We start from the raw sequence: 19,255 nt of genomic DNA, 5'->3' as shown, positions 1-19,255 counted from the left end.
TTTAGCGCCAGATACTGACGGACTGAACTCGGGCATCTTCAGCAAATTCATTGGCCAAAGCATTAAATCGTGATCTCAACAAAATCTGTCTACCAACAAAGGTTTTAGTATAATACAGATCTGCCTTACCTACCTGCTGCTGCCAATTATTCAAAAAATCTGTCGCCAATGCCATTTTTTTTCCCAATACCGCTGGCACAGCGTGATAGTCCTGCTGATTGAATAGGCCTAATACCTTACTCTTTCTTACGATGATAAAGCGAGGTTCACCAACTGGGTTGACGATTTCTTGGATCATTTGAATAAAGCGAGACTGCTCATAGGCCGTCCCCCCTTCCATATGACAATAGACATTTCCATTTTCATCACCAAAAGTCAATACTTTCAATTCGTCAATCGGAGTATGAAACAGTTGGGCTTTACATACTGTCATTAATAATGCATTTCCAATCTGATAAATATCCTTGGTAATATCCCTGTATTTACGGTAATATTGAAAAGATCGAACAGTCTGCCTTCCGTAGAAAACTGTTGCCACTCCAAACATCCCCATTATAGCATATCCTGCTGATTGCCCAGGACTTATTCTCATAAATTTGCTAAGAACCTGTGCGGAAGTCTCCATAAAAAATAGTAATGAGCTTCCTAACCCAACGAGCATATTATTGATATACTTTTTCATCGAAGCTGTTTTCACTTCTTGATACGTTCGTCCTTCAGCATAGGGAATCCATACCTCTTCGATCAGTCGTGTTCCTTTATGCATGCTTTCTTGCCATCGTACCGCAAGCCTTGAACGATCTTTAGCTAACTCAAAAAGTCTCTTATTATAGGCCTGTACCGTGCTATCCGTATACAACTCTGGCAACAAGAGTCTATCTTTACCATTCTCTATACTGGGGACTTCATGCTCAGAAATACCTACAAAATTCTTAAACCGACGTTTCATCAGTGTAAGATCACTTCCTCCACGCACCGAAGTTGGATCTAATGCAGCAATATGCCAGATATTACTGGTCTTGTGAGGCATATCCTTTTTGGAACGGATAGCGCGTCCGCGCATTTGATTGGACAGAACGTAAGAACCAACGAAACTAGCTAAAATCAAGCTATTGATCGCAGGAGCATCCCATCCCTCTCCTAGTAAGGATTTAGTACCGATCAGAACTTCTATCTCGCCACTTTCAAATAGCGCTGTAACAATCCGCAAAGCTTTTCCTTTTGTCCCCTCACCGGGAATGACTTCAACATAGTCGGCATCGAATGCTAAGGCGCTCCAACACACATTTTCCCAAGACAGTGCATGAGCCAATTGCTCAAACGCCTCCATTATACCACGAGGGAGAATAATCAATGTTCCGGTTAGAACGGCTATTTTTTTTCCTGCAGTGTTCTTTCTGCGAAGCTGTTCAAATATAGGGACTACCCCTATCTTAGTCAGTGGAAGAAGGTTTACAGGATCCTGCGTAAGAAATTCCCATCGGATATAATCCGTCAAAATGACTTGTCGCAATTCCCTTCTTAATGTGTTAAATTCAAGCTCAACAATATCCTCTATTGCTTGAAGTTTGTGGACCGACATCGCTAAATCCTTCGTCAACTTCTCGTTGTCTTCAAAACGAACTGCCCTTCGCTCCAGTAAACCAGCACGTTTCAATTTTCGCGCTAGTGATTTTCGATGTGCATCATAATGGTTCCTAAAGAAAACATCCTCTTCAAATAGATAAAAAGAGAGTAGTACTTGCATCCACTCTGGAGTAAGTTGGGGTACTTTCAACTTTCCCTCTACCGTTTCTTTTCTTTTGAGCTCTCCGATTCCCAGTATTTCTAAATGTGACGGATATATTCCCACCCCCTTATGATGAAGATAAACAAGACATGCCGAATAATGAGATAAATTGGCGTACAATAGTTCTTGATTCTCCATTGGCTCTAACCAAAAAGGATGGCTATACATCGCCTCGAAAAGTATTGGATCGGCTAACAATTGTGTTAATACCTGAGCACTTGTATCCCTAAAAGCCGTTAATTCTTCTTTGACTTTTAGATCTGCTTCACACAAATAAAGATAGTCTTGATGTACACAGAGATCACCTTCCTGAATGAGCTCTGGCACGGAAATTTCGGCATCTACTGCCCCATTAAGCTCAATATAACGCGCCCATTCATTTGGACTCACATCATAGGGTGGCGTAGCGGTCAAACCTACAATTTTGGGTTTAATTGCATTTTTTATCTTAGAGAGGGTCTTCCACCATTCACTTTTCAAATGATGGGCTTCATCCACAACGATGGTCTTAACACCTGCCGCTTTCAGGCCTTCAACAACCTTACCGAGATTCAGAAAGTTTGATTTCTTGCGCTCAATGACATCGTACTCATGTGCGTAATCAACAACTATCAGATCTTCTTTCTTATTATTGCAAGCTGCGTGCAGGCTTTGGTAGGTAGCAACCGTAATTAGTTTTGGTTCATGTATATTACAAGTGATCCAATCTGGCTCATTATCCTCCTGTAGGAACAATTCACAAAAACGCTGAATCCATTGATTTCGAATAGCAATGGTAGGTGCAAGAATCAAAGTGGGCGCTCCAATTCTTAACATAACCTCTAGGCCCAGAACAGTTTTACCCGATCCAGGTGGAGCTATCACATGAAGATGTTCGTCACTTAGATGCTCATCCAAAGCATCCAAAACACGCTTTTGATAGCTCCTCCAAGCGTACTTAAATTGTATACTATCAGAAAAAACAGACATAAACTAAAAATATAAAAGCTCTCCCAATGGAGAGCTTTTATTGTTATTTAAATTTACTAGCCAATGCAGCTAACTTAGAAGCCATATCCGTTTCTGGAGCTTTCTGCTCTCTTTTATCTGTTCGCTTGCGAGGAGCTTTGTCTTCAGTTTTCATGGACAAGCCAATGCGATTACGCTGTTCATCAACTTCGGTAACCGTTACCATAACACTCTGCTGTACTTTTACAACCTCATGTGGGTCTGACACAAAATGATTGGCCAACTGGCTGAGGTGTACGAGACCGTCCTGATGCACACCGATATCTACAAAAGCTCCGAAATTAGTAATATTAGTAACTATTCCAGGTAATTTCATGCCGACTTTAAGATCCTTTATTGCATTCACGCCTTCTGTAAAAGAGAATGCTTCAAACTGTTCGCGGGGATCCAATCCAGGCTTAGCAAGTTCGGCCAAAATATCATTTAAGGTAGGTAATCCTACCTCATCATTAATGTATTGTTTTAAATCGATACGCTTTCTCAATTGTGCGTCTTTCATCAACTCTCCTACTTCTACACCTAAATCTTTTGCCATCTGTTCGACAAGATTATAGCGTTCGGGGTGTACTGCTGACGAATCTAAAGGATGTAAACCATTACGGATACGTAAGAAGCCCGCTGCTTGTTCAAATGCTTTGTCTCCCAAACGTGGCACCTTTTTGAGTTCACGCCTAGATCCGAAAGGTCCATTCTCTTTTCTATAGTTTACAATCTGTTGTGCCAACGATGGGCCTAAACCGGAGATATACGCCAAAATCTGTTTTGATGCAGTATTCAATTCAACACCTACCGCATTAACACAGGAAATAACGGTGTCATCCAGTGCCGATTGTAATTTATTCTGATCTACGTCATGTTGATATTGTCCTACACCAATAGATTTAGGATCTATCTTAACCAACTCCGCCAGAGGATCCATCAGTCGTCGTCCGATAGATACGGCGCCGCGCACGGTTACATCATAGTCCGGAAACTCCTCTCGGGCTGTCTCTGATGCAGAATAAATAGAAGCTCCACTTTCATTGACCATAACCAGCGTAACACCTGTTAAATTAAGTTTGCGAACGAAATCTTCGGTCTCACGGCCTGCAGTTCCATTACCAATTGCAATAGCTTCAACATCGTATTTGCGCACCAAATGCTGTACTGTTTTCTCCGCTTCTATATTTCCACCAGCTCCGGTATGTGGGAAAATAGCGGTATTTTCCAAAAGATTTCCTTGCGCATCCAAAACCACGGTCTTACATCCTGTACGGAATCCTGGATCTATCGCCAATAGACGCTTTTGTCCCAAAGGAGCTGCCAACAATAGTTGTCTTACATTATCCGCAAACACTTTGATAGCTTCTTCATCAGCCTTTTGGCGAGTCAACACCCGGACTTCAGTTTCCATAGATGGTTTCAACAAACGTTTATAACCATCCAATAAAGCTAATTCTACCTGCTTAGAGGCTTCATTGTTACCTTTAATATATATCTTTTCTACTCGAGGTAAAATTTCTTGTTCATCTACTTCGATGTCTAGGTAAAGCAATTCTTCTTTCTCCCCACGGCGCATCGCTAGGACACGATGTGAAGGCGCACTGCTCAACGATTCATTCCATTCGAAATAATCCTTATACTTCAACGCCTGTTCTTCTTTACCAGGTACAACACGGGATACAAAATGACCTTTATCCAAAAACAACTTACGTACACTTGCTCTTACTTCTGCATCTTCGGCTATTGTCTCTGCAATGATGTCTCTAGCACCCGCAAAGGCTTCTTCTATAGTATTAACGCCAAGTTCTGCATTGATATACTGTTCAGCCTGTGCTTCTATATCGCCTACCTGTTGCTCCAGTAACAAATCCGCCAAGGGCTGTAGACCTTTTTCACGAGCCATTGATGCTCTGGTTTTACGCTTAGGCTTGTAAGGTAAATAGATATCCTCCAAAGCGGCCATAGTGCCTACCGTATTGATCTGCTGCGCGAGCTCGGGAGTGAGCTTACCTTGGTCCTCAATAGATTTCAAAACGGCTTCCCTACGCTTGTCCAAATCACGTAATTGTTGAATGCGATCACGAATAGCTGTAATCTGCACCTCATCTAGACTACCTGTTAACTCTTTTCGATAACGCGAAATAAATGGGATAGTAGCACCTTCATCCAAGAGCTCAATAGTCGTCCTTACCTGTCGATCAGTGAGTGACAGCTCATTCGAAATAATAATTTCGTGTAACATAAATTGGGAATAATCAAATAAGAAAGAGAAAGCTGTTGAAATATCGGTTCAACAGCTTTTCATATAATTAAAATGTGTGTTTTTAAGCTTGTCCTGAAGGAGAGTTTGTTGCGGAAGATTCCTCTCCACTATTTTTAGATTGCTCTTCTTTTGTATCTACTGATTCTACAGTGGTATCCTTATTAGAAAAATGGTCACTATAACCGTACTTATAATATTCTGTATCATCAACTGGATGACCACCAGGATTATGTTGATAGGTGTTTTCTGGAGCAGAAAACTGTGGAAATTTTTTCTCGGCCTCAGTTTCGGCAATGGTCTCATCTTCAGAGGAGACTTCAGCTGTATTTACGTTTGTCTCTTCTGCTTTGGGTGCACTTGTTTGAGGCTTATCTTCTACCGTCACATCCAAATCCTTTTCAAAATTGTTGATCTGATCCGATATTTCTCTTTTAATTCCCTCAGAAGCGTCTTTAAACTCACGAATACCTTTTCCTAGGCCTCTAGCTAACTCTGGTAATTTCTTTCCTCCAAACAGTAATAGTATTACTATTACTATCAAAATCATCTCCTGCGTACCAATATTCAAAAATGCTAATGTCATAACTTTAAAACTTTAGAAAAGCTAAGGTAAGTGTATTATCTTTTTACATCAATAGCTAGTTGTAATTATTTAGACACATTCATCTGCTTATTTTTACCTTCAAACTTTTGTACCTTTGCAGACTAGTTCAAAAAATATGTTCCAAAATATAAAAAATAATCGTTCTTACTACCTGAGTACAATGGCATTAGCCGGACCTGTTGTTATATCTCAACTAGGGCACACGCTGGTCCAGACTGCAGACACAATGATTGTTGGACATTTTGCTGGAACCATTTCCCTTGCGGCTGTTTCGCTAACCCATTCTGTATTTATGGTGGTACTCGTAATCGGTCTTGGTATCGCATACGGCCTAACCCCATTGATTGCTCAAGAAAATGGAAAATCAAATAAAGAAGAATGTGGAAAGTTACTATCCAATAGTTTTTGGATAAATATTATCTCGGGGATTTTGCTATTTTGTATCGTTTACTTTGGTTCTATGTTTGCGATGCAGCACGCAGACCAGGATCCAGACGTAGTCAATGAAGCCAAGCCTTACCTTCTCCTACTCAGTCTATCGATATTACCCTTGATGACTTTCAATACCTTCAAGCAATTTGCTGAAGGATTAGGTTTTACAAAACAAGCAATGCAGGTTACGATATGGGGCAATGTACTGAATGTTGTACTCGCCATTATATTAGTTAAAGGAATGTTTGGCTTCCCTCCTATGGGGATCCGCGGAGTGGGTATTGCTACTCTTATCGATCGTATACTCATGATGTTGGTTATGCTATTTTATGTATTAAGATCCAAGCACTTTAAAAGCTACATCGTCCATTTTAAGTTCTTCTCTGTACAAAAACAACGGGTGATATCCATTCTCAAAATAGGAACACCTGTCGCTATGCAATATGTCTTTGAAATCGGTGCTTTTGCAGGTGCATCGCTCATTGCTGGAAAAATTGGTGCCTTAGAACAGGCATCACACCAAGTGGCTATTACACTGGCATCAATGACCTATATGATGGCGAGTGGGATTGCTGCTGCCGCTACGATAAAGGTGGGCAACAGTTTTGGAAATAGAAAATTTATTCGACTACAGAAATTTGCAAAGGTTTCCTACCATTTAGTTTTACTCTTTATGATATGTACTGCAATTCTATTTGCTGTCTTCAATCAGCAATTACCCTACCTCATCAGCAAAGATGTAGATGTTATACAACTGGCAGCGCAATTGCTACTGGTTGCTGGACTTTTTCAGCTATTTGACGGAACACAGGTGGTGGGACTTGGTATTTTGAGAGGTATGGGGGATGTTAATGTACCTACATTGATTACCTTTATTTCGTACTGGATCATTGGGCTTCCTGCAGGTTATTTCATGGGAATAGTATTACAATGGGGAATTAAAGGAGTATGGTACGGACTTACCCTTGGGCTATTGAGTTCTTCTATCTTGCTAAATATGAGATATCGCTATATCGCTTCGCGGAAACTGATAATCGCTTAGTAGATTGTGTTTAATAGCCTATCAAGCACAATTAATAGCCCCCTCAATATACAACAACGGACTAAGATAGGGGATGTCGAGATTGGCTCCCCTCAAAATGAACCAGATTCCCATTAATAGGTAGAGTATAGGCATTATTGTGGCAAATCGAACCTTTACCATTTTTTTTGTCCACATGGAGGCGACAGAAAAAAGCAACATCAAAGGGAGTGTACCTAAGCCGAATAAAAGCATAAATTGAAAACTTGCACCAACTCCATCTGCATTCATCGCTGAAACAAGCGCCATATACACCATACCACAAGGCAACAAACCATTTAGTACACCAGCAATAAAAGAACCTCCGGGTCTGTAGAGCCAGCGTCCCATCATACGCGCGAAAGGTTGGATGGCACGAGTTTGAAATTGAGCTAGAGCAGCTGAATTTTTGGCAAAAATATAGGATAACCCTATCAGAACCAGAACAATGCCTGTCACCAAAGAAAAAAACTGTTGCCAACCTTGGACAGAAGCGATATTACCTATAAGACCAAGTAGAAGCCCTAGACCTCCATAGGTCAGAATACGCCCCATTTGGTACAACAACTTATTAAATGTCTGTACCCATGAAATTTTCTGGTTGCCTTGAATCGCTATAAGTAGTGGCCCACACATCACAGCACAGTGGATACTACCAAATAGCCCCATGAAAAATGCCAAATAGTAATATGTCATATTAACCCGCTATTGTATAAATAGAGACTGGCTATCGAAGTAGGCGCGTGTATTATGTTCCCATACAACCTCCAAAGTCCAATTGCCTTTTGAAAAAGTTGAAACAGGTAATCGAAAAGTATTTGATTGGGTATAAAAAGGAACTTTTAAGTCCAAATTACCATCAGAAGGCCTTTTGAAATTAACTTCACCTTTATTAATATCTCCTTTGAATACAATAGTTAGTGTATCTCCATCTAATTGCAACTTGGGTTTGACGTCATCGTCTATCACATTTTGCTTTCGTTTGTAAACATCGTCATAGCTAAGACTCTTTTCATAGTAGTCTTCGTCGACAAGAGAATCTGTATCGTGCGATACCATATAAATACCCGCTCCCATAATCAAGAGCATAAACGTTCCTAAACCAACAACTATTCTCAATCCCCAGTTCATATCAACTATATTTTAAGAGCCAGAAGGTGAAATAAAAGTCGTCTTAAGACTCTCGACCACCTCTCCTTCCGAAACGACCTGTACACGAATATCAGTTTTGTATTTTTCAAAAATCCCTTTTTCTCCAATCAAGAAGAAACTAATTTTTGCGGATCCGTCTTTTGAGAGCTTACCGACATTATTAACCAACTGAATAGCTAATTTACGATCTTCCGGAACCAGTTCAAAAGGTATTTCCTTTCCACTTTTATTAATTAGCTCTAAGGTATACAGGTTACTGACAGTCCCATCTTCCCGTATTTGGTAGGTACTACCCGTCGCCCGCAACAAAGAACCACCGATCAATGAACGATTAAAGAGCATAAAACCAAAACCGGTCACCAAAAAGCATAATATAATAGCATAGATGATGTGCCGAACGCGGCTTTTCTTAAAGCCTTTCTTCCCTTCGATCTGACCCAATGAATAAAAACCAATCAATCTTTTCGGCTTATTGATTTTCTCCATCACAGCATCACAGGCATCTATACAAGCCGTACAGTTGACACATTCAAGCTGTATCCCATTTCGAATATCTATACCTGTAGGACATACATGTACACACAGATTACAATCTATACAATCGCCCTTGTGCTCATCGTTCTCTCCCTTGCGCTGTTTACCCCTAGGTTCGCCACGTTCTTCATTGTAGGCCACAGTAAGACTCTGGTCATCGAGAAGTACCCCCTGAAATCTACCATAAGGACATATCGTAGTACATACAATCTCCCGCACAAATGCAAAGACAGCGTAGAACAAAGCTGTAAAAATAATAATAGCAATCAATCCGCCGATATGACTATCAATAGGATCAGTGATAATCTTAAGTAACGCATCAATACCGATGATGTACGACAGAAAAATATTCGATATAAGAAAAGAAATAGCAATAAAAATCGTGTGCTTCAACATCTTCTTCCAAGCACGTGCATCAGTATTTGGACCATTGTTCAACTTTTTTTGTTGGGTCCAATCGCCTTCAATCCAATATTCAATACGCCTAAAGACTAATTCCATGAATATGGTCTGAGGACAGGTCCATCCACACCATACGCGTCCGAAAATTGCGGTAAAAAGGACAATTCCAACAAGAATAATCAACGTCCCAAATACGAAGATATGGAGGTCTTGTGGGAAAAACATATTCCCAAATATCGAGAACTTCCGCTCGATGATGTTGAACATGACAAACGGATTGCCATTGATCTTTATAAAAGGAGCTGCAAATAGAAACAGTAGCAAACTATAGCCTACATACTGTCGTGCATTATAAAAACTGCCCGATGGTTTTTTAGCGTATATCCAAGTTCTCTTCTTTCCTTTCGAAGGTAATACGGGTCCGTTGTCATTTACTACTGCTTCCATTGCTCCTAAAAATTAAACGATGTAAAAATCTATTTATTCACAGTTGAGTCAGCAGGGGCTCCTTCAGCATCAGCAGAAGCTCCTTCCGATTCGTAAGCTTTAACTTCAACTCCTTCCGGAGCTTTTGCATTCGCAGGATTAGTATCCCTCAATGTTAGGATATAACTGCTCACCTCTGCAATCTGCCCTGGTGTCAATGTTTGCTCCCAAGGTACCATCCCTTTTTCAGGCACACCGTACTTTACAGTTTTAAATACATCTTTGATTTCTCCTCCATGTATCCAAAATCTATCCGCAAGATTTGGCCCAATACCTCCTTCACCGGCGGCACCATGACAGGCCACACAGTTTGCAGTAAATATTGCCTTACCAGCTGGTGCCATCGCAGGATCAAATTGTACCGAACCCTCATCGATCAAATTTGCAGCCTGTGCAAGATATTCCTGCTTAGCTTTTTCAGCTACTGCTAATTCTTGGACATATTCCTGATCTTGGTTCAATCCCCAACCAAACACGTGGTACACCAAAAGATAGGCGAAACCAAATACAACAGTAGAGTAAAACAAGACGTTGAACCAAGTCGGAATCGGGTTATTCAATTCTTGAATACCATCATATTCATGATCAATAACCATGTACTTTTCCTCATCAATCGGACGAAGCTCTAACAGATTATTCCAGATTCTCCCCCACTTGCCTTTGCCTTGAACTTTAGCTAGGCGCTTTTGTTCTTCTTCTTCTCTAACTAGTTCCGGCATAGTCACACGAAGGATAGATTTCATCGCTTTATGTACAACCAGTGCTGAGAACAATAATGTAATCATTACTACGATTAACGCGACGATCAGAATATCGCTATATAGATCGACCGCTCCGAACTTCCATTGGGTAACACCTTCAATAGGTTCGGCTGCCATTAAAAATAAACTCATAATTTCAAATTATCTTCAGATGAACACTTGGTTTCCTTATCCGACTCATCAAATGGTATATCCTTCATATATTGGATGTAGTCCTTTTTCATAAAAAACAACATTATACCAACCAGTGCAAAGAAAACGATGAATATCCATAGCGATGTGATCAAATACATCTCATCACCATTTAAGTTTGTTATTTGCTTAAACATATCTCTTTAACTTAATTGAACAATATTCCGTTTCTAGTTCTCTGTTACGACTGCCTCTTCAGTAGTCTTGGGCTCAGCTTTAATGTCTGTTCCAAGACGTTGCAAGTAAGCGATAAGCGCAATAATCTCACGATCAGATTTTATTTCTACCTGTGTAGAAGCTAAATCCTTGGCAATAGATTCGGCCTGTTTCTCTGCATTAGCAACCGCATTGGCAACATCCTCATTAGAATATGGGACTCCCAGAATCCGCATCGCGTTCATCTTGGCAACAAGCGTACTATTATCTAACTTTTGATCGATCAACCAAGGGTAAGGAGGCATAATACTTCCCGGCGAAGTAATAGTCGGATCCAACATATGATCGAAGTGCCATTTATTAGGATACTTACCACCTATACGATGTAAATCCGGTCCGGTACGCTTCGACCCCCAAAGGAAAGGATGATCGTATACGAATTCACCTGCTTTACTATATTCCCCATACCTTGCAGTCTCCGACCGGAAAGGACGTACTGTCTGTGTATGACAGTTTACACATCCCTCTTTGATATAAAGATCTCGTCCCTGAAGCTCCAATGCGGTATAAGGCATAACACTTTTTATGGTCGGAATATTATCTTTGATCATAAATGTAGGCACCATCTCCACAATCCCTCCAATCAGAATAGCAACAAGAGCTACTACCATAAAAAGAACTGGTTTACGTTCTAATCTTCGGTGCGAAGAACGCTCGCTGACAGTTACAGGAAGTAAAGCTGGTGCTTCTGCAGGCTCATTTGCCATCAACTTACCAGACTTCATAGTCTTGACCAAGTTATACGTCATAAGAATAACCCCACCAAGATATAATGCACCACCTAATGCACGCATCATGTGCATCGGAAGAATTTCTAAAGTAGTAGCTAAGAAGTTAGGGTATTTAAGAACCCCTTCTGGTGTAAATTCTTTCCACATCAAGCCTTGTACAACAGCAGCCCAATACATGGGTATTGCATAGAATAAGATACCTAACGTACCAATCCAAAAGTGCACATTGGCCAATTTTTTAGAGAACAACTCTGTTTTATAAATACGCGGTATCAACCAGTACAGGATTGCAAACGTCATAAATCCGTTCCATCCTAATGCACCAATATGCACGTGCGCTACAATCCAATCTGTAAAGTGAGCAATAGCATTTACTTGTTTCAAGGATAACATCGGCCCTTCGAAAGTCGCCATCCCGTAACAGGTCAAAGCGACCACCATAAATTTCAAGATAGGTTCTGCCCGGACCTTATCCCAAGCTCCGCGAAGCGTCAATAACCCGTTGATCATCCCTCCCCAAGAAGGTGCAATCAACATGATAGAAAACACAACACCTAAAGATTGTACCCATGAAGGCAAAGACGTATAAAGTAAGTGGTGTGGACCAGCCCAGATATAAATAAATATGAGCGACCAGAAGTGTAAAATACTAAGCTTATAAGAGTAGACTGGTCTATTGGCCATCTTAGGCAAGAAATAATACATCATCCCCAAAAATGGAGTGGTCAAAAAGAATGCTACAGCATTGTGTCCGTACCACCATTGTACTAATGCATCCTGCACGCCGGCATAGACATAATAGCTCTTCCAAAAACCTACTGGCAACTGAATGGAATTGACAATATGTAATACAGCAACAGTCACAAAAGTCGCTATGTAAAACCACACTGCCACGTACATGTGACGTTCTCTCCTTTTTATAATGGTACCAAACATATTGATTCCAAAAGTGACCCAAATCACAGCAATCCCGATATCGACAGGCCACTCCATCTCCGCATACTCGTGTGAAGTCGTTAGGCCCAAAGGTAACGTTATAGCCGCTGCAACAATTATCAGTTGCCATCCCCAAAAATGAATCTTACTGAGTACGTCACTAAACATCCTGGCTTTCAGTACCCGCTGTAGGGAATAATACACCCCCATAAAAATAGCGTTACCCACGAAAGCGAAAATAACCGCATTGGTGTGCACTGGCCGCACACGACCGAAAGTGGTATACTGCGTCATAAAATTCAGCTCTGGCCATATCAGCTGCATTGCTATCAGTAAACCAACAGACATGCCGACGATACCCCAGACGATTGTAGCAATCCCGAAGTTGCGTACAATCTTGTTGTCGTAATTAAATTGCTCTAGCTGCATTACATTTCATATTTGATTTCAAGATAAAAGTAATTACAAAAATTTGACAATCCAATGATATTTAGCGACAATAAAAGTGATTTTCGTCACTTTCTTTCTTTTTTAAGTTCAACGCAAAAAAAAGGGACATATACGATATATGCCCCTTGATTTTTAAGCTCTTAAACTCAGAATTTTAAATACGATAGCCGTGTTTTGCTGGATTTTCAATGACTTCTTTTACCGAAACCAACTTATAAACGTAGGATCCTGTCTCCGCATTTAGACGTAGTTTAAAGTAGTTACTCTCATTTTGTCTACGTATAGAAGCTCTTAAACTTCCTCCTCCTACATTATAGGCAGCTGCCACCAATGTCCAGTCACCAAATTCCGCATAAAGCGACTTCAAATAACGCGCTGCAGCATGAGTAGATTTTAAGAAGTCTACTCGATCATCGACCTGAGCATTGACACGCAAGCCGTACAGTCGAGCTGTAGCAGGCATAAATTGCCAATATCCTCCAGCTCCCTTATGGGAGGTCACACGAGGATCAAGGCCACTTTCAACCAATGGCACATACTTAAAATCTTCAGGAATACCATAAGACTTTAGAATAGCAGCAATTTGCGGAAGAAACTTGTCAGCTTGCTTATGCATCTGATAAGACTGTTGCTTTTTGAAAGAAAACTTGGAAAGATATTTTCCTAGCTTCTGTTTCACAGAGGTGAGCTCCGTAGGAATACTTTCATTTGCGAAAGTTAGAGAATTGAAATAATCCTCATCTGATACTGATGTTAAACTTGCCTTTTCATGCTTCAATTTTTCAGCATGCTCTAACATCAACTTTTTAAACGGATTTTCAAAAGAATCCGGTTGTGGATTTGAATACAATCTCGATAAAACCATTATCGAAAAAATTGCACTAATACATAATACTTTTTTTCTAATCATTCACTCCCTTAATGCTACCCTATCCACGACAACTGTCGATCAAAAAATAGCTTGGTCCATTTATGAAGGGCCAAAGGTATAAACTATTACACTAAAAAACAAACACTTATAAAAACGAATTTCTGAACAAACCTCAAAAATCATGTCCTAACACTCTTTAAACAAAGAAAATTGAATGTAAAAAAAAATCTTAAATTGGGATATTTTCAGTACCTTTGTACCTCTATTTTTATTTAAAAATTATGCCATTCAAAAATCAAAGGAACAGTCGGGATGACAACTCCAGAAAGCAAAGAAGTAACTCAGAAAACTTCAAATCCAAAGGGGGGCCTGGAAGAAAAAGTACAAATACTAGAAGCGAGAGCTTTGGTAAATCCTCTTTTTCTAAAGACAACAGAGAAGAAAAATCTTCATTTGGAAAATCCAATTTTGGCAAAAACAGGTCAGAAGAAAGTCGCTCATTCAATAAAGGTTCATTCTCAAGAAACAGAGCTGAAGAAGGTGGCTCATTCAATAAAGGCTCATTCTCAAGAAATAGATCCGAAGAAGGGGGCTCATTCAATAAAAGCTCGTTCTCAAGAAACAGATCTGAAGATAGTCGCTCATTCAATAAAGGCTCGTTCTCAAGAAATAGATCCGAAGAAGGAGGCTCATCTAATAAAGGCTCGTTCTCAAGAAACAGATCTGAAAGCGACAGAAGTTTTAACAAACCTTCTTTTTCTAAAGACAGGTTTGAAGACCGTAAATCAGGAGGGAGGCCTTCTAAATTCAATAAACCAAGCTCCTCTACATTTGACCGTTCAAAAGATGGTGATGCTAGAGAGAACAGGAGTTTTGGTTCAGGACGAAAACGCATATTCAATGATGAGTATCAAGAACAGAAGGACAATAATGACTTCAAATACTCTGATAAACATAAATTCAAACCAGCTCGCAAACCAGCGAACCACGAAGTGGAAGATGATGGGCTTATTCGCCTTAATCGCTATATCTCTAACTCAGGAATCTGCTCCAGAAGAAAAGCTGATGAATTAATCAGTGCCGGAGTAATTTCTGTAAACGGAGAAGTTGTTACTGAATTAGGAACTAAGGTCGATCCTGCCAAAGACGAAATCCGTTACAATAACGAACGTCTGAAACGTGAAAAAATGGTCTATGTACTCTTGAACAAACCAAAAGACTATATCACGACAACGGACGATCCTCAAGAACGTCGTACCGTTATGGAACTTGTTTCGAAAGCTACTAAGGAGAGAATATATCCTGTAGGTCGCTTAGATAGAAATACAACGGGACTATTATTGATGACCAATGATGGTAATCTGGCCGATAAACTGTCCCATCCTAAAAACAATATCACCAAAATCTATCAGATTGAACTTAACAAAAGTCTTACTCAGGGAGATTTCAATAAAATCGAATTCGGTCTAGAGCTGGAAGATGGCTTTATAAAACCAGATGACTTAAGTTATGTACAAGGTGCTTCTAAACGTGAAATCGGAATACAAATCCACTCCGGCAAGAATAGAATTGTACGTCGTATCTTTGAATCGTTGGGTTACGAGGTTATAAAACTAGACCGGGTTGTTTATGCAGGTCTAACCAAGAAAGACCTACCGAGAGGACGTTGGAGATACTTGGAAGAACGTGAGCTTATTCAATTAAAGCACTTAATAAAATAAGACTAAAGTCCCGAACAGATCGGGACTTTAGTTTTTTATGAAGTCTATAGAATACGGTTAAAGATTTGTATTTTTATAAATTAATTAATAAACAAAAATGACAGACCCTAAAACTCTTACTTCCGTTGCTGAGTTTCATAAAACTTTTCAACATCCTATATTAGATACTCCTCAAATTCCCTCAGAAAGCAGATGCAAATTAAGGGTCTCCCTGATAGAAGAAGAATTAAAAGAACTTGAAGAAGCTATTCAAGCTCAGGATCTCGTTGAGATTGCAGACGCACTTTGTGATATACAATACGTATTATCTGGAGCCATCCTTGAATTTGGATTAAAAGACAAATTCAATACGCTATTTGAAGAAGTACAGCGCTCTAATATGAGTAAAGCATGTAAAAATGAAGAAGAAGCAATTGCTACTCAAGCACATTACAAAGCAAAAGGAGTAGATTCATACTATAAGGAAGTAGATGGTAAGTTTCTAGTTTTCCGAGAAGGAGACAATAAAACGCTCAAATCGATCAATTACTCTCCTGCAGACTTAAAGTCTATACTAGAAAAATAAACAAAAGCGACAAATAGTCGCTTTTTTATTTGGTCAATAGAAGCCATCCTTTTTGATTAACAACATCACCTTTGTGTCGTTTTGCTTTCATCACATAGTAATATGTTCCCCCACTTAGTCCCGTTCCATCCCAACTATTATCGTAAGAACTGTTATGATAGAGCCGATCTCCCCAACGATTGACAATAGTGAGTTCTAAACTCATAAACTGCTCTTCTGAAACAAACACCAATTTGTCATTATATCCATCTCCGTTTGGTGTCACCACGTTACTTACCGTAAAAATTCCATCTCCTTCTACCGTGATATAAACTGTACTCCTAGAAACAAGATCAAATTCATCTACAACCTCATAAACGAAGAAATCAGAACCGACAAAGCCAGCTGCTGGCTGATATTCAACTTCACCTCTAGATGACAAGGTAACGGTTCCATTGGTAGCTCGTTCGACGATCCGCGTCTTTTCTGCAAGTAATTTACCATCTCCTCCCTTATCATTTGCCAGTATCGGAATCATTGCCGATTGTCCCTTTTTCGTGGTTACATAATCATCCGCAGACAATGGTCCATTTATAATCTTCCCGAACTTAGAAAAATAATTTTTAGCAACCCCAGCATACATACTTGCAAGGTTCTTGGTACTATGCTGTTCCTTGCCCAAATAATCCGTTGTTGCTAACTGCCACTCCTTCGCATTGGAATATTGGAAAATTTCCATATCCTGACTTTTCACAAATCCGGACGCATCATTCTTACTATGTTCGAAAACGTAAGTTGTACGGGCATTATGATCTGCATATACTCCCCAAATTCGATTCACTCCGCCATCCTTCTTCGCAAAAGACATACTTTTATCATCCACAGAACTGTTCACTAAACTTACAAAAAACTCAGTCTCCTTCTCTGGAGTTAGAATAACTGGACTATAATCCCCTTCACTTAATCCGATCGCAAATGTATAGGTTGTATTAGCGGCCATCTTTTTAGAATAAATAGAATTAGATAAATTACCAGAAATGACCATCCGAGTCGCAGATGAGTTTTCCAATACAGCATCTAGATACAGCCTAAGACGGTTTCCTCGCAGTTCAATACAGGCACCGTCTTCCATTAATCCTATACTTTCTTTGGTATAAAAATCCGCTGAAGTAGACTCTATCCCTTCCAAAAAACTATGTTGTAAATTGGATAGAATTAAATTCCCAGTGTTAAACAGTTCAATCCGAAGACTAAGCGTAGAGTTTCCATTACCATCAATCCATGTGGGCATCTGTATCTTGCCCACAACATTATTATTTGGAGCCATAATACGCATTTTCCCCGTTCCCTCCAATCGAGCAGAAGGCGCACAAATAATGTAAGAAGACTTTACTTCAAGAATACCTAGTACTGACAACTCCGCATTCGGTCCAAAAATGAGAGTATCGGAATCAACAACCAAAGTTTCACTTTCGCCTATTTCCCGGACTCCATCAAAGATAAAAACCTTTTTGTCAACGGATTGGCAGAATGTACTAAGCGAAATCCCCATTGCCAACACAAAAAAAGATAACCACTTCATAATTTCGATATGCTTTACGATGAAACAAAAAAAAATTAATCATCACATACCAATGTAAAACACCTATAACTCTGATACCTAGAGAAATAGAATGCTTAACGAACAGCTATTACAATATATAGTCCAAACGATGACCTAACAATCAGAAAACTGTAACGCGAAGCAAACTCCGTAACTAGGTAATGAACGAACAAAATTAGATGTTAGAATAACTTTCCTCAAGAGAGAAAAGCTGTTCTGTTTTTCATAAGTATTATACAAAGAAAGAAAATAAAAAGCAGAAAATTATAAAGAATAGAAAATAAATTTCCCAAACGCTCAAGAAAACGCCGGCAAATTAGACAATAATGAAGGTGAATTTCAAAAGTAGGGGAATTCTCTAAATGAAATACTTAGCGCCCTGTTTGACACCTCTACTTTCCAGGCCTTTATCGATGTAGGTTTGGATCTTAGACTTTGGATATCCCCAATTTGGTGCAATCAATAGTTCTTTATCGGCGATACCAAAAATGCGCTGAATGATAATATCTGGTCTCAAAAGAGGGATAAATCTAGCTAAAAAATCAGTATAATCTTCAATCCCGAACAACTTGAAAGGCTCCTTATTAAACTTCGCTCCCATTATTGAGCCTTTAACAATGTGTAAGTGATGAAGCTTGACAAACTTAATATGAGGTTGTCTATTAATCTCCTCAGCGTATTTCAACATCATTTCCTCGGTTTCCCAAGGGAAACCAAAAATCGTATGCACACAAAGCTCAAGTTTGGTGCCTTCAAGCAACTTCATTGTACTCAGGAACTCACCATGCGAACAACCTCTGTTAATACGTTCTAAGGTATCATCATAAATCGATTCCATTCCCATCTCCAGATCCACGTCCAATCGATCAGTATAAGATTCCAATAATTGGATCTTCTCAAAATCTAAACAATCCGGCCGTGTGCCAACGGATAGCCCAACAGTATTCTCAGGATCTATACTTAGAGCCTCATCATACATCATTTTCAACAAATGAGCCGGAGCATAAGTATTCGTATTCGGCTGAAAATAAATAATGAACTTCTCTGCCGCGTAGCTATTACGCGCCCGTTCTATTCCGTTCTCGACTTGCTCTCTAATACTAGGAATCTTTCTGGCTGTATCTGGCGTAAAAGAATCCACATTACAATAGGTACATCCACCGTAGCCTTTACTACCATCTCTATTTGGACAGGTAAAATTTCCATCCACGATGACTTTAAAGACACGCTGTCCACTATACTTCTCTTTTAAATATGCTCCGTAGTGATTGTAAGGCTTAACGCCATTATCTAATAATGTACCCATTGTTGCTGCAAAGATAGAGATTAGATACGAGAAATAGCGTCATAGAAATGAGATATTCGTCAATACAGGGGTAATCCTATTCCCGTTTAGCATTATCCGCTGGGGGATTATATATACAACAAAAGCCCCTCCAGTTTCCTGAAGGGGCTTCGTATTAAAAAAGGCACCGACCTACTCTCCCACCTGTTACGGCAATACCATCGGCTCTGGCG

At 39.7% G+C, this 19,255-nt stretch carries 15 protein-coding genes; 3 read left to right on the top strand and 12 right to left on the bottom strand.

Going from position 1 to position 19,255, the window contains the following annotated elements:
* Position 1: 1 nt before the first annotated feature.
* The 3 genes from CLV99_RS00075 to CLV99_RS23500 form a co-directional block, all read right to left on the bottom strand.
* Positions 2-2,758, bottom strand: a complete 2,757-nt coding sequence (locus CLV99_RS00075; protein ID WP_133582448.1) for a DEAD/DEAH box helicase family protein — start codon at positions 2,756-2,758, stop codon at positions 2-4.
* Positions 2,759-2,801: 43 nt separating this feature from the next.
* Complete coding sequence (locus tag CLV99_RS00070; protein ID WP_133582447.1) at positions 2,802-5,021, bottom strand: Tex family protein; 2,220 nt, start codon at positions 5,019-5,021, stop codon at positions 2,802-2,804.
* 82 nt (positions 5,022-5,103) lie between these two features.
* Complete coding sequence (locus CLV99_RS23500) at positions 5,104-5,625, bottom strand: Sec-independent protein translocase subunit TatA/TatB (RefSeq protein ID WP_133582446.1); 522 nt, start codon at positions 5,623-5,625, stop codon at positions 5,104-5,106.
* A 136-nt stretch (positions 5,626-5,761) separates the two neighbouring features.
* Between CLV99_RS23500 and CLV99_RS00060 the strand changes: the two genes are divergently transcribed.
* The gene (locus CLV99_RS00060) at positions 5,762-7,120 is read left to right on the top strand and encodes an MATE family efflux transporter (RefSeq protein ID WP_133582445.1); all 1,359 of its coding nucleotides are present in this window, start codon (positions 5,762-5,764) and stop codon (positions 7,118-7,120) included.
* Between the two features lie 21 nt (positions 7,121-7,141).
* Here CLV99_RS00060 and CLV99_RS00055 read toward each other — a convergent pair whose 3' ends face one another.
* The 7 genes from CLV99_RS00055 to CLV99_RS00025 all read right to left on the bottom strand — a co-directional run bounded on the left by CLV99_RS00055 (position 7,142) and on the right by CLV99_RS00025 (position 13,863).
* Positions 7,142-7,834, bottom strand: coding sequence for a sulfite exporter TauE/SafE family protein (locus CLV99_RS00055; RefSeq protein WP_133582444.1), 693 nt, complete (start codon positions 7,832-7,834; stop codon positions 7,142-7,144).
* Between the two features lie 9 nt (positions 7,835-7,843).
* The gene (locus tag CLV99_RS00050; RefSeq protein ID WP_133582443.1) at positions 7,844-8,269 is read right to left on the bottom strand and encodes a FixH family protein; all 426 of its coding nucleotides are present in this window, start codon (positions 8,267-8,269) and stop codon (positions 7,844-7,846) included.
* 12 nt (positions 8,270-8,281) lie between these two features.
* Positions 8,282-9,673 carry a cytochrome c oxidase accessory protein CcoG gene (gene ccoG / locus CLV99_RS00045; RefSeq protein ID WP_133582442.1) on the bottom strand — a complete coding sequence of 464 codons (1,392 nt, stop codon included), beginning with the start codon at positions 9,671-9,673 and terminating at the stop codon, positions 8,282-8,284.
* A 29-nt stretch (positions 9,674-9,702) separates the two neighbouring features.
* Positions 9,703-10,605: a cbb3-type cytochrome c oxidase N-terminal domain-containing protein gene (locus CLV99_RS00040; protein ID WP_246032661.1), complete on the bottom strand. Its 903-nt coding sequence runs from the start codon at positions 10,603-10,605 to the stop codon at positions 9,703-9,705.
* The gene (locus CLV99_RS00035) at positions 10,602-10,802 is read right to left on the bottom strand and encodes a hypothetical protein (RefSeq protein WP_021071481.1); all 201 of its coding nucleotides are present in this window, start codon (positions 10,800-10,802) and stop codon (positions 10,602-10,604) included. Before CLV99_RS00035 ends, CLV99_RS00040 begins: the two co-directional genes overlap by 4 nt.
* A 33-nt stretch (positions 10,803-10,835) precedes the next feature.
* Entirely contained in the window at positions 10,836-12,977 is a 2,142-nt protein-coding gene (ccoN, locus tag CLV99_RS00030) for a cytochrome-c oxidase, cbb3-type subunit I (RefSeq protein WP_133582441.1), read from the bottom strand.
* Positions 12,978-13,152: 175 nt separating this feature from the next.
* Positions 13,153-13,863, bottom strand: coding sequence for a lytic transglycosylase domain-containing protein (locus tag CLV99_RS00025; RefSeq protein ID WP_246032660.1), 711 nt, complete (start codon positions 13,861-13,863; stop codon positions 13,153-13,155).
* A 287-nt stretch (positions 13,864-14,150) separates the two neighbouring features.
* Between CLV99_RS00025 and CLV99_RS00020 the strand changes: the two genes are divergently transcribed.
* The gene (locus CLV99_RS00020) at positions 14,151-15,590 is read left to right on the top strand and encodes a pseudouridine synthase (protein ID WP_133582439.1); all 1,440 of its coding nucleotides are present in this window, start codon (positions 14,151-14,153) and stop codon (positions 15,588-15,590) included.
* A 97-nt stretch (positions 15,591-15,687) separates the two neighbouring features.
* Positions 15,688-16,155: a pyrophosphohydrolase domain-containing protein gene (locus CLV99_RS00015; RefSeq protein WP_133582438.1), complete on the top strand. Its 468-nt coding sequence runs from the start codon at positions 15,688-15,690 to the stop codon at positions 16,153-16,155.
* Between the two features lie 25 nt (positions 16,156-16,180).
* Here the strand turns inward: CLV99_RS00015 and CLV99_RS00010 are convergent, their stop codons facing one another.
* Together CLV99_RS00010 and CLV99_RS00005 are read right to left on the bottom strand one after the other, a co-directional pair.
* Positions 16,181-17,716, bottom strand: coding sequence for a T9SS type B sorting domain-containing protein (locus CLV99_RS00010; RefSeq protein WP_133582437.1), 1,536 nt, complete (start codon positions 17,714-17,716; stop codon positions 16,181-16,183).
* 379 nt (positions 17,717-18,095) lie between these two features.
* Positions 18,096-19,043, bottom strand: a complete 948-nt coding sequence (locus CLV99_RS00005) for a TIGR01212 family radical SAM protein (protein ID WP_133582436.1) — start codon at positions 19,041-19,043, stop codon at positions 18,096-18,098.
* Positions 19,044-19,255: the final 212 nt, after the last annotated feature.

Origin of the sequence: Sphingobacterium yanglingense (assembly GCF_004363245.1) — a bacterium.
Classification (GTDB): domain Bacteria; phylum Bacteroidota; class Bacteroidia; order Sphingobacteriales; family Sphingobacteriaceae; genus Sphingobacterium; species Sphingobacterium yanglingense.
The sequence above is the reverse complement of the archived record's forward strand: the minus strand, read 5'-3'. Positions and strand labels throughout refer to the sequence as shown.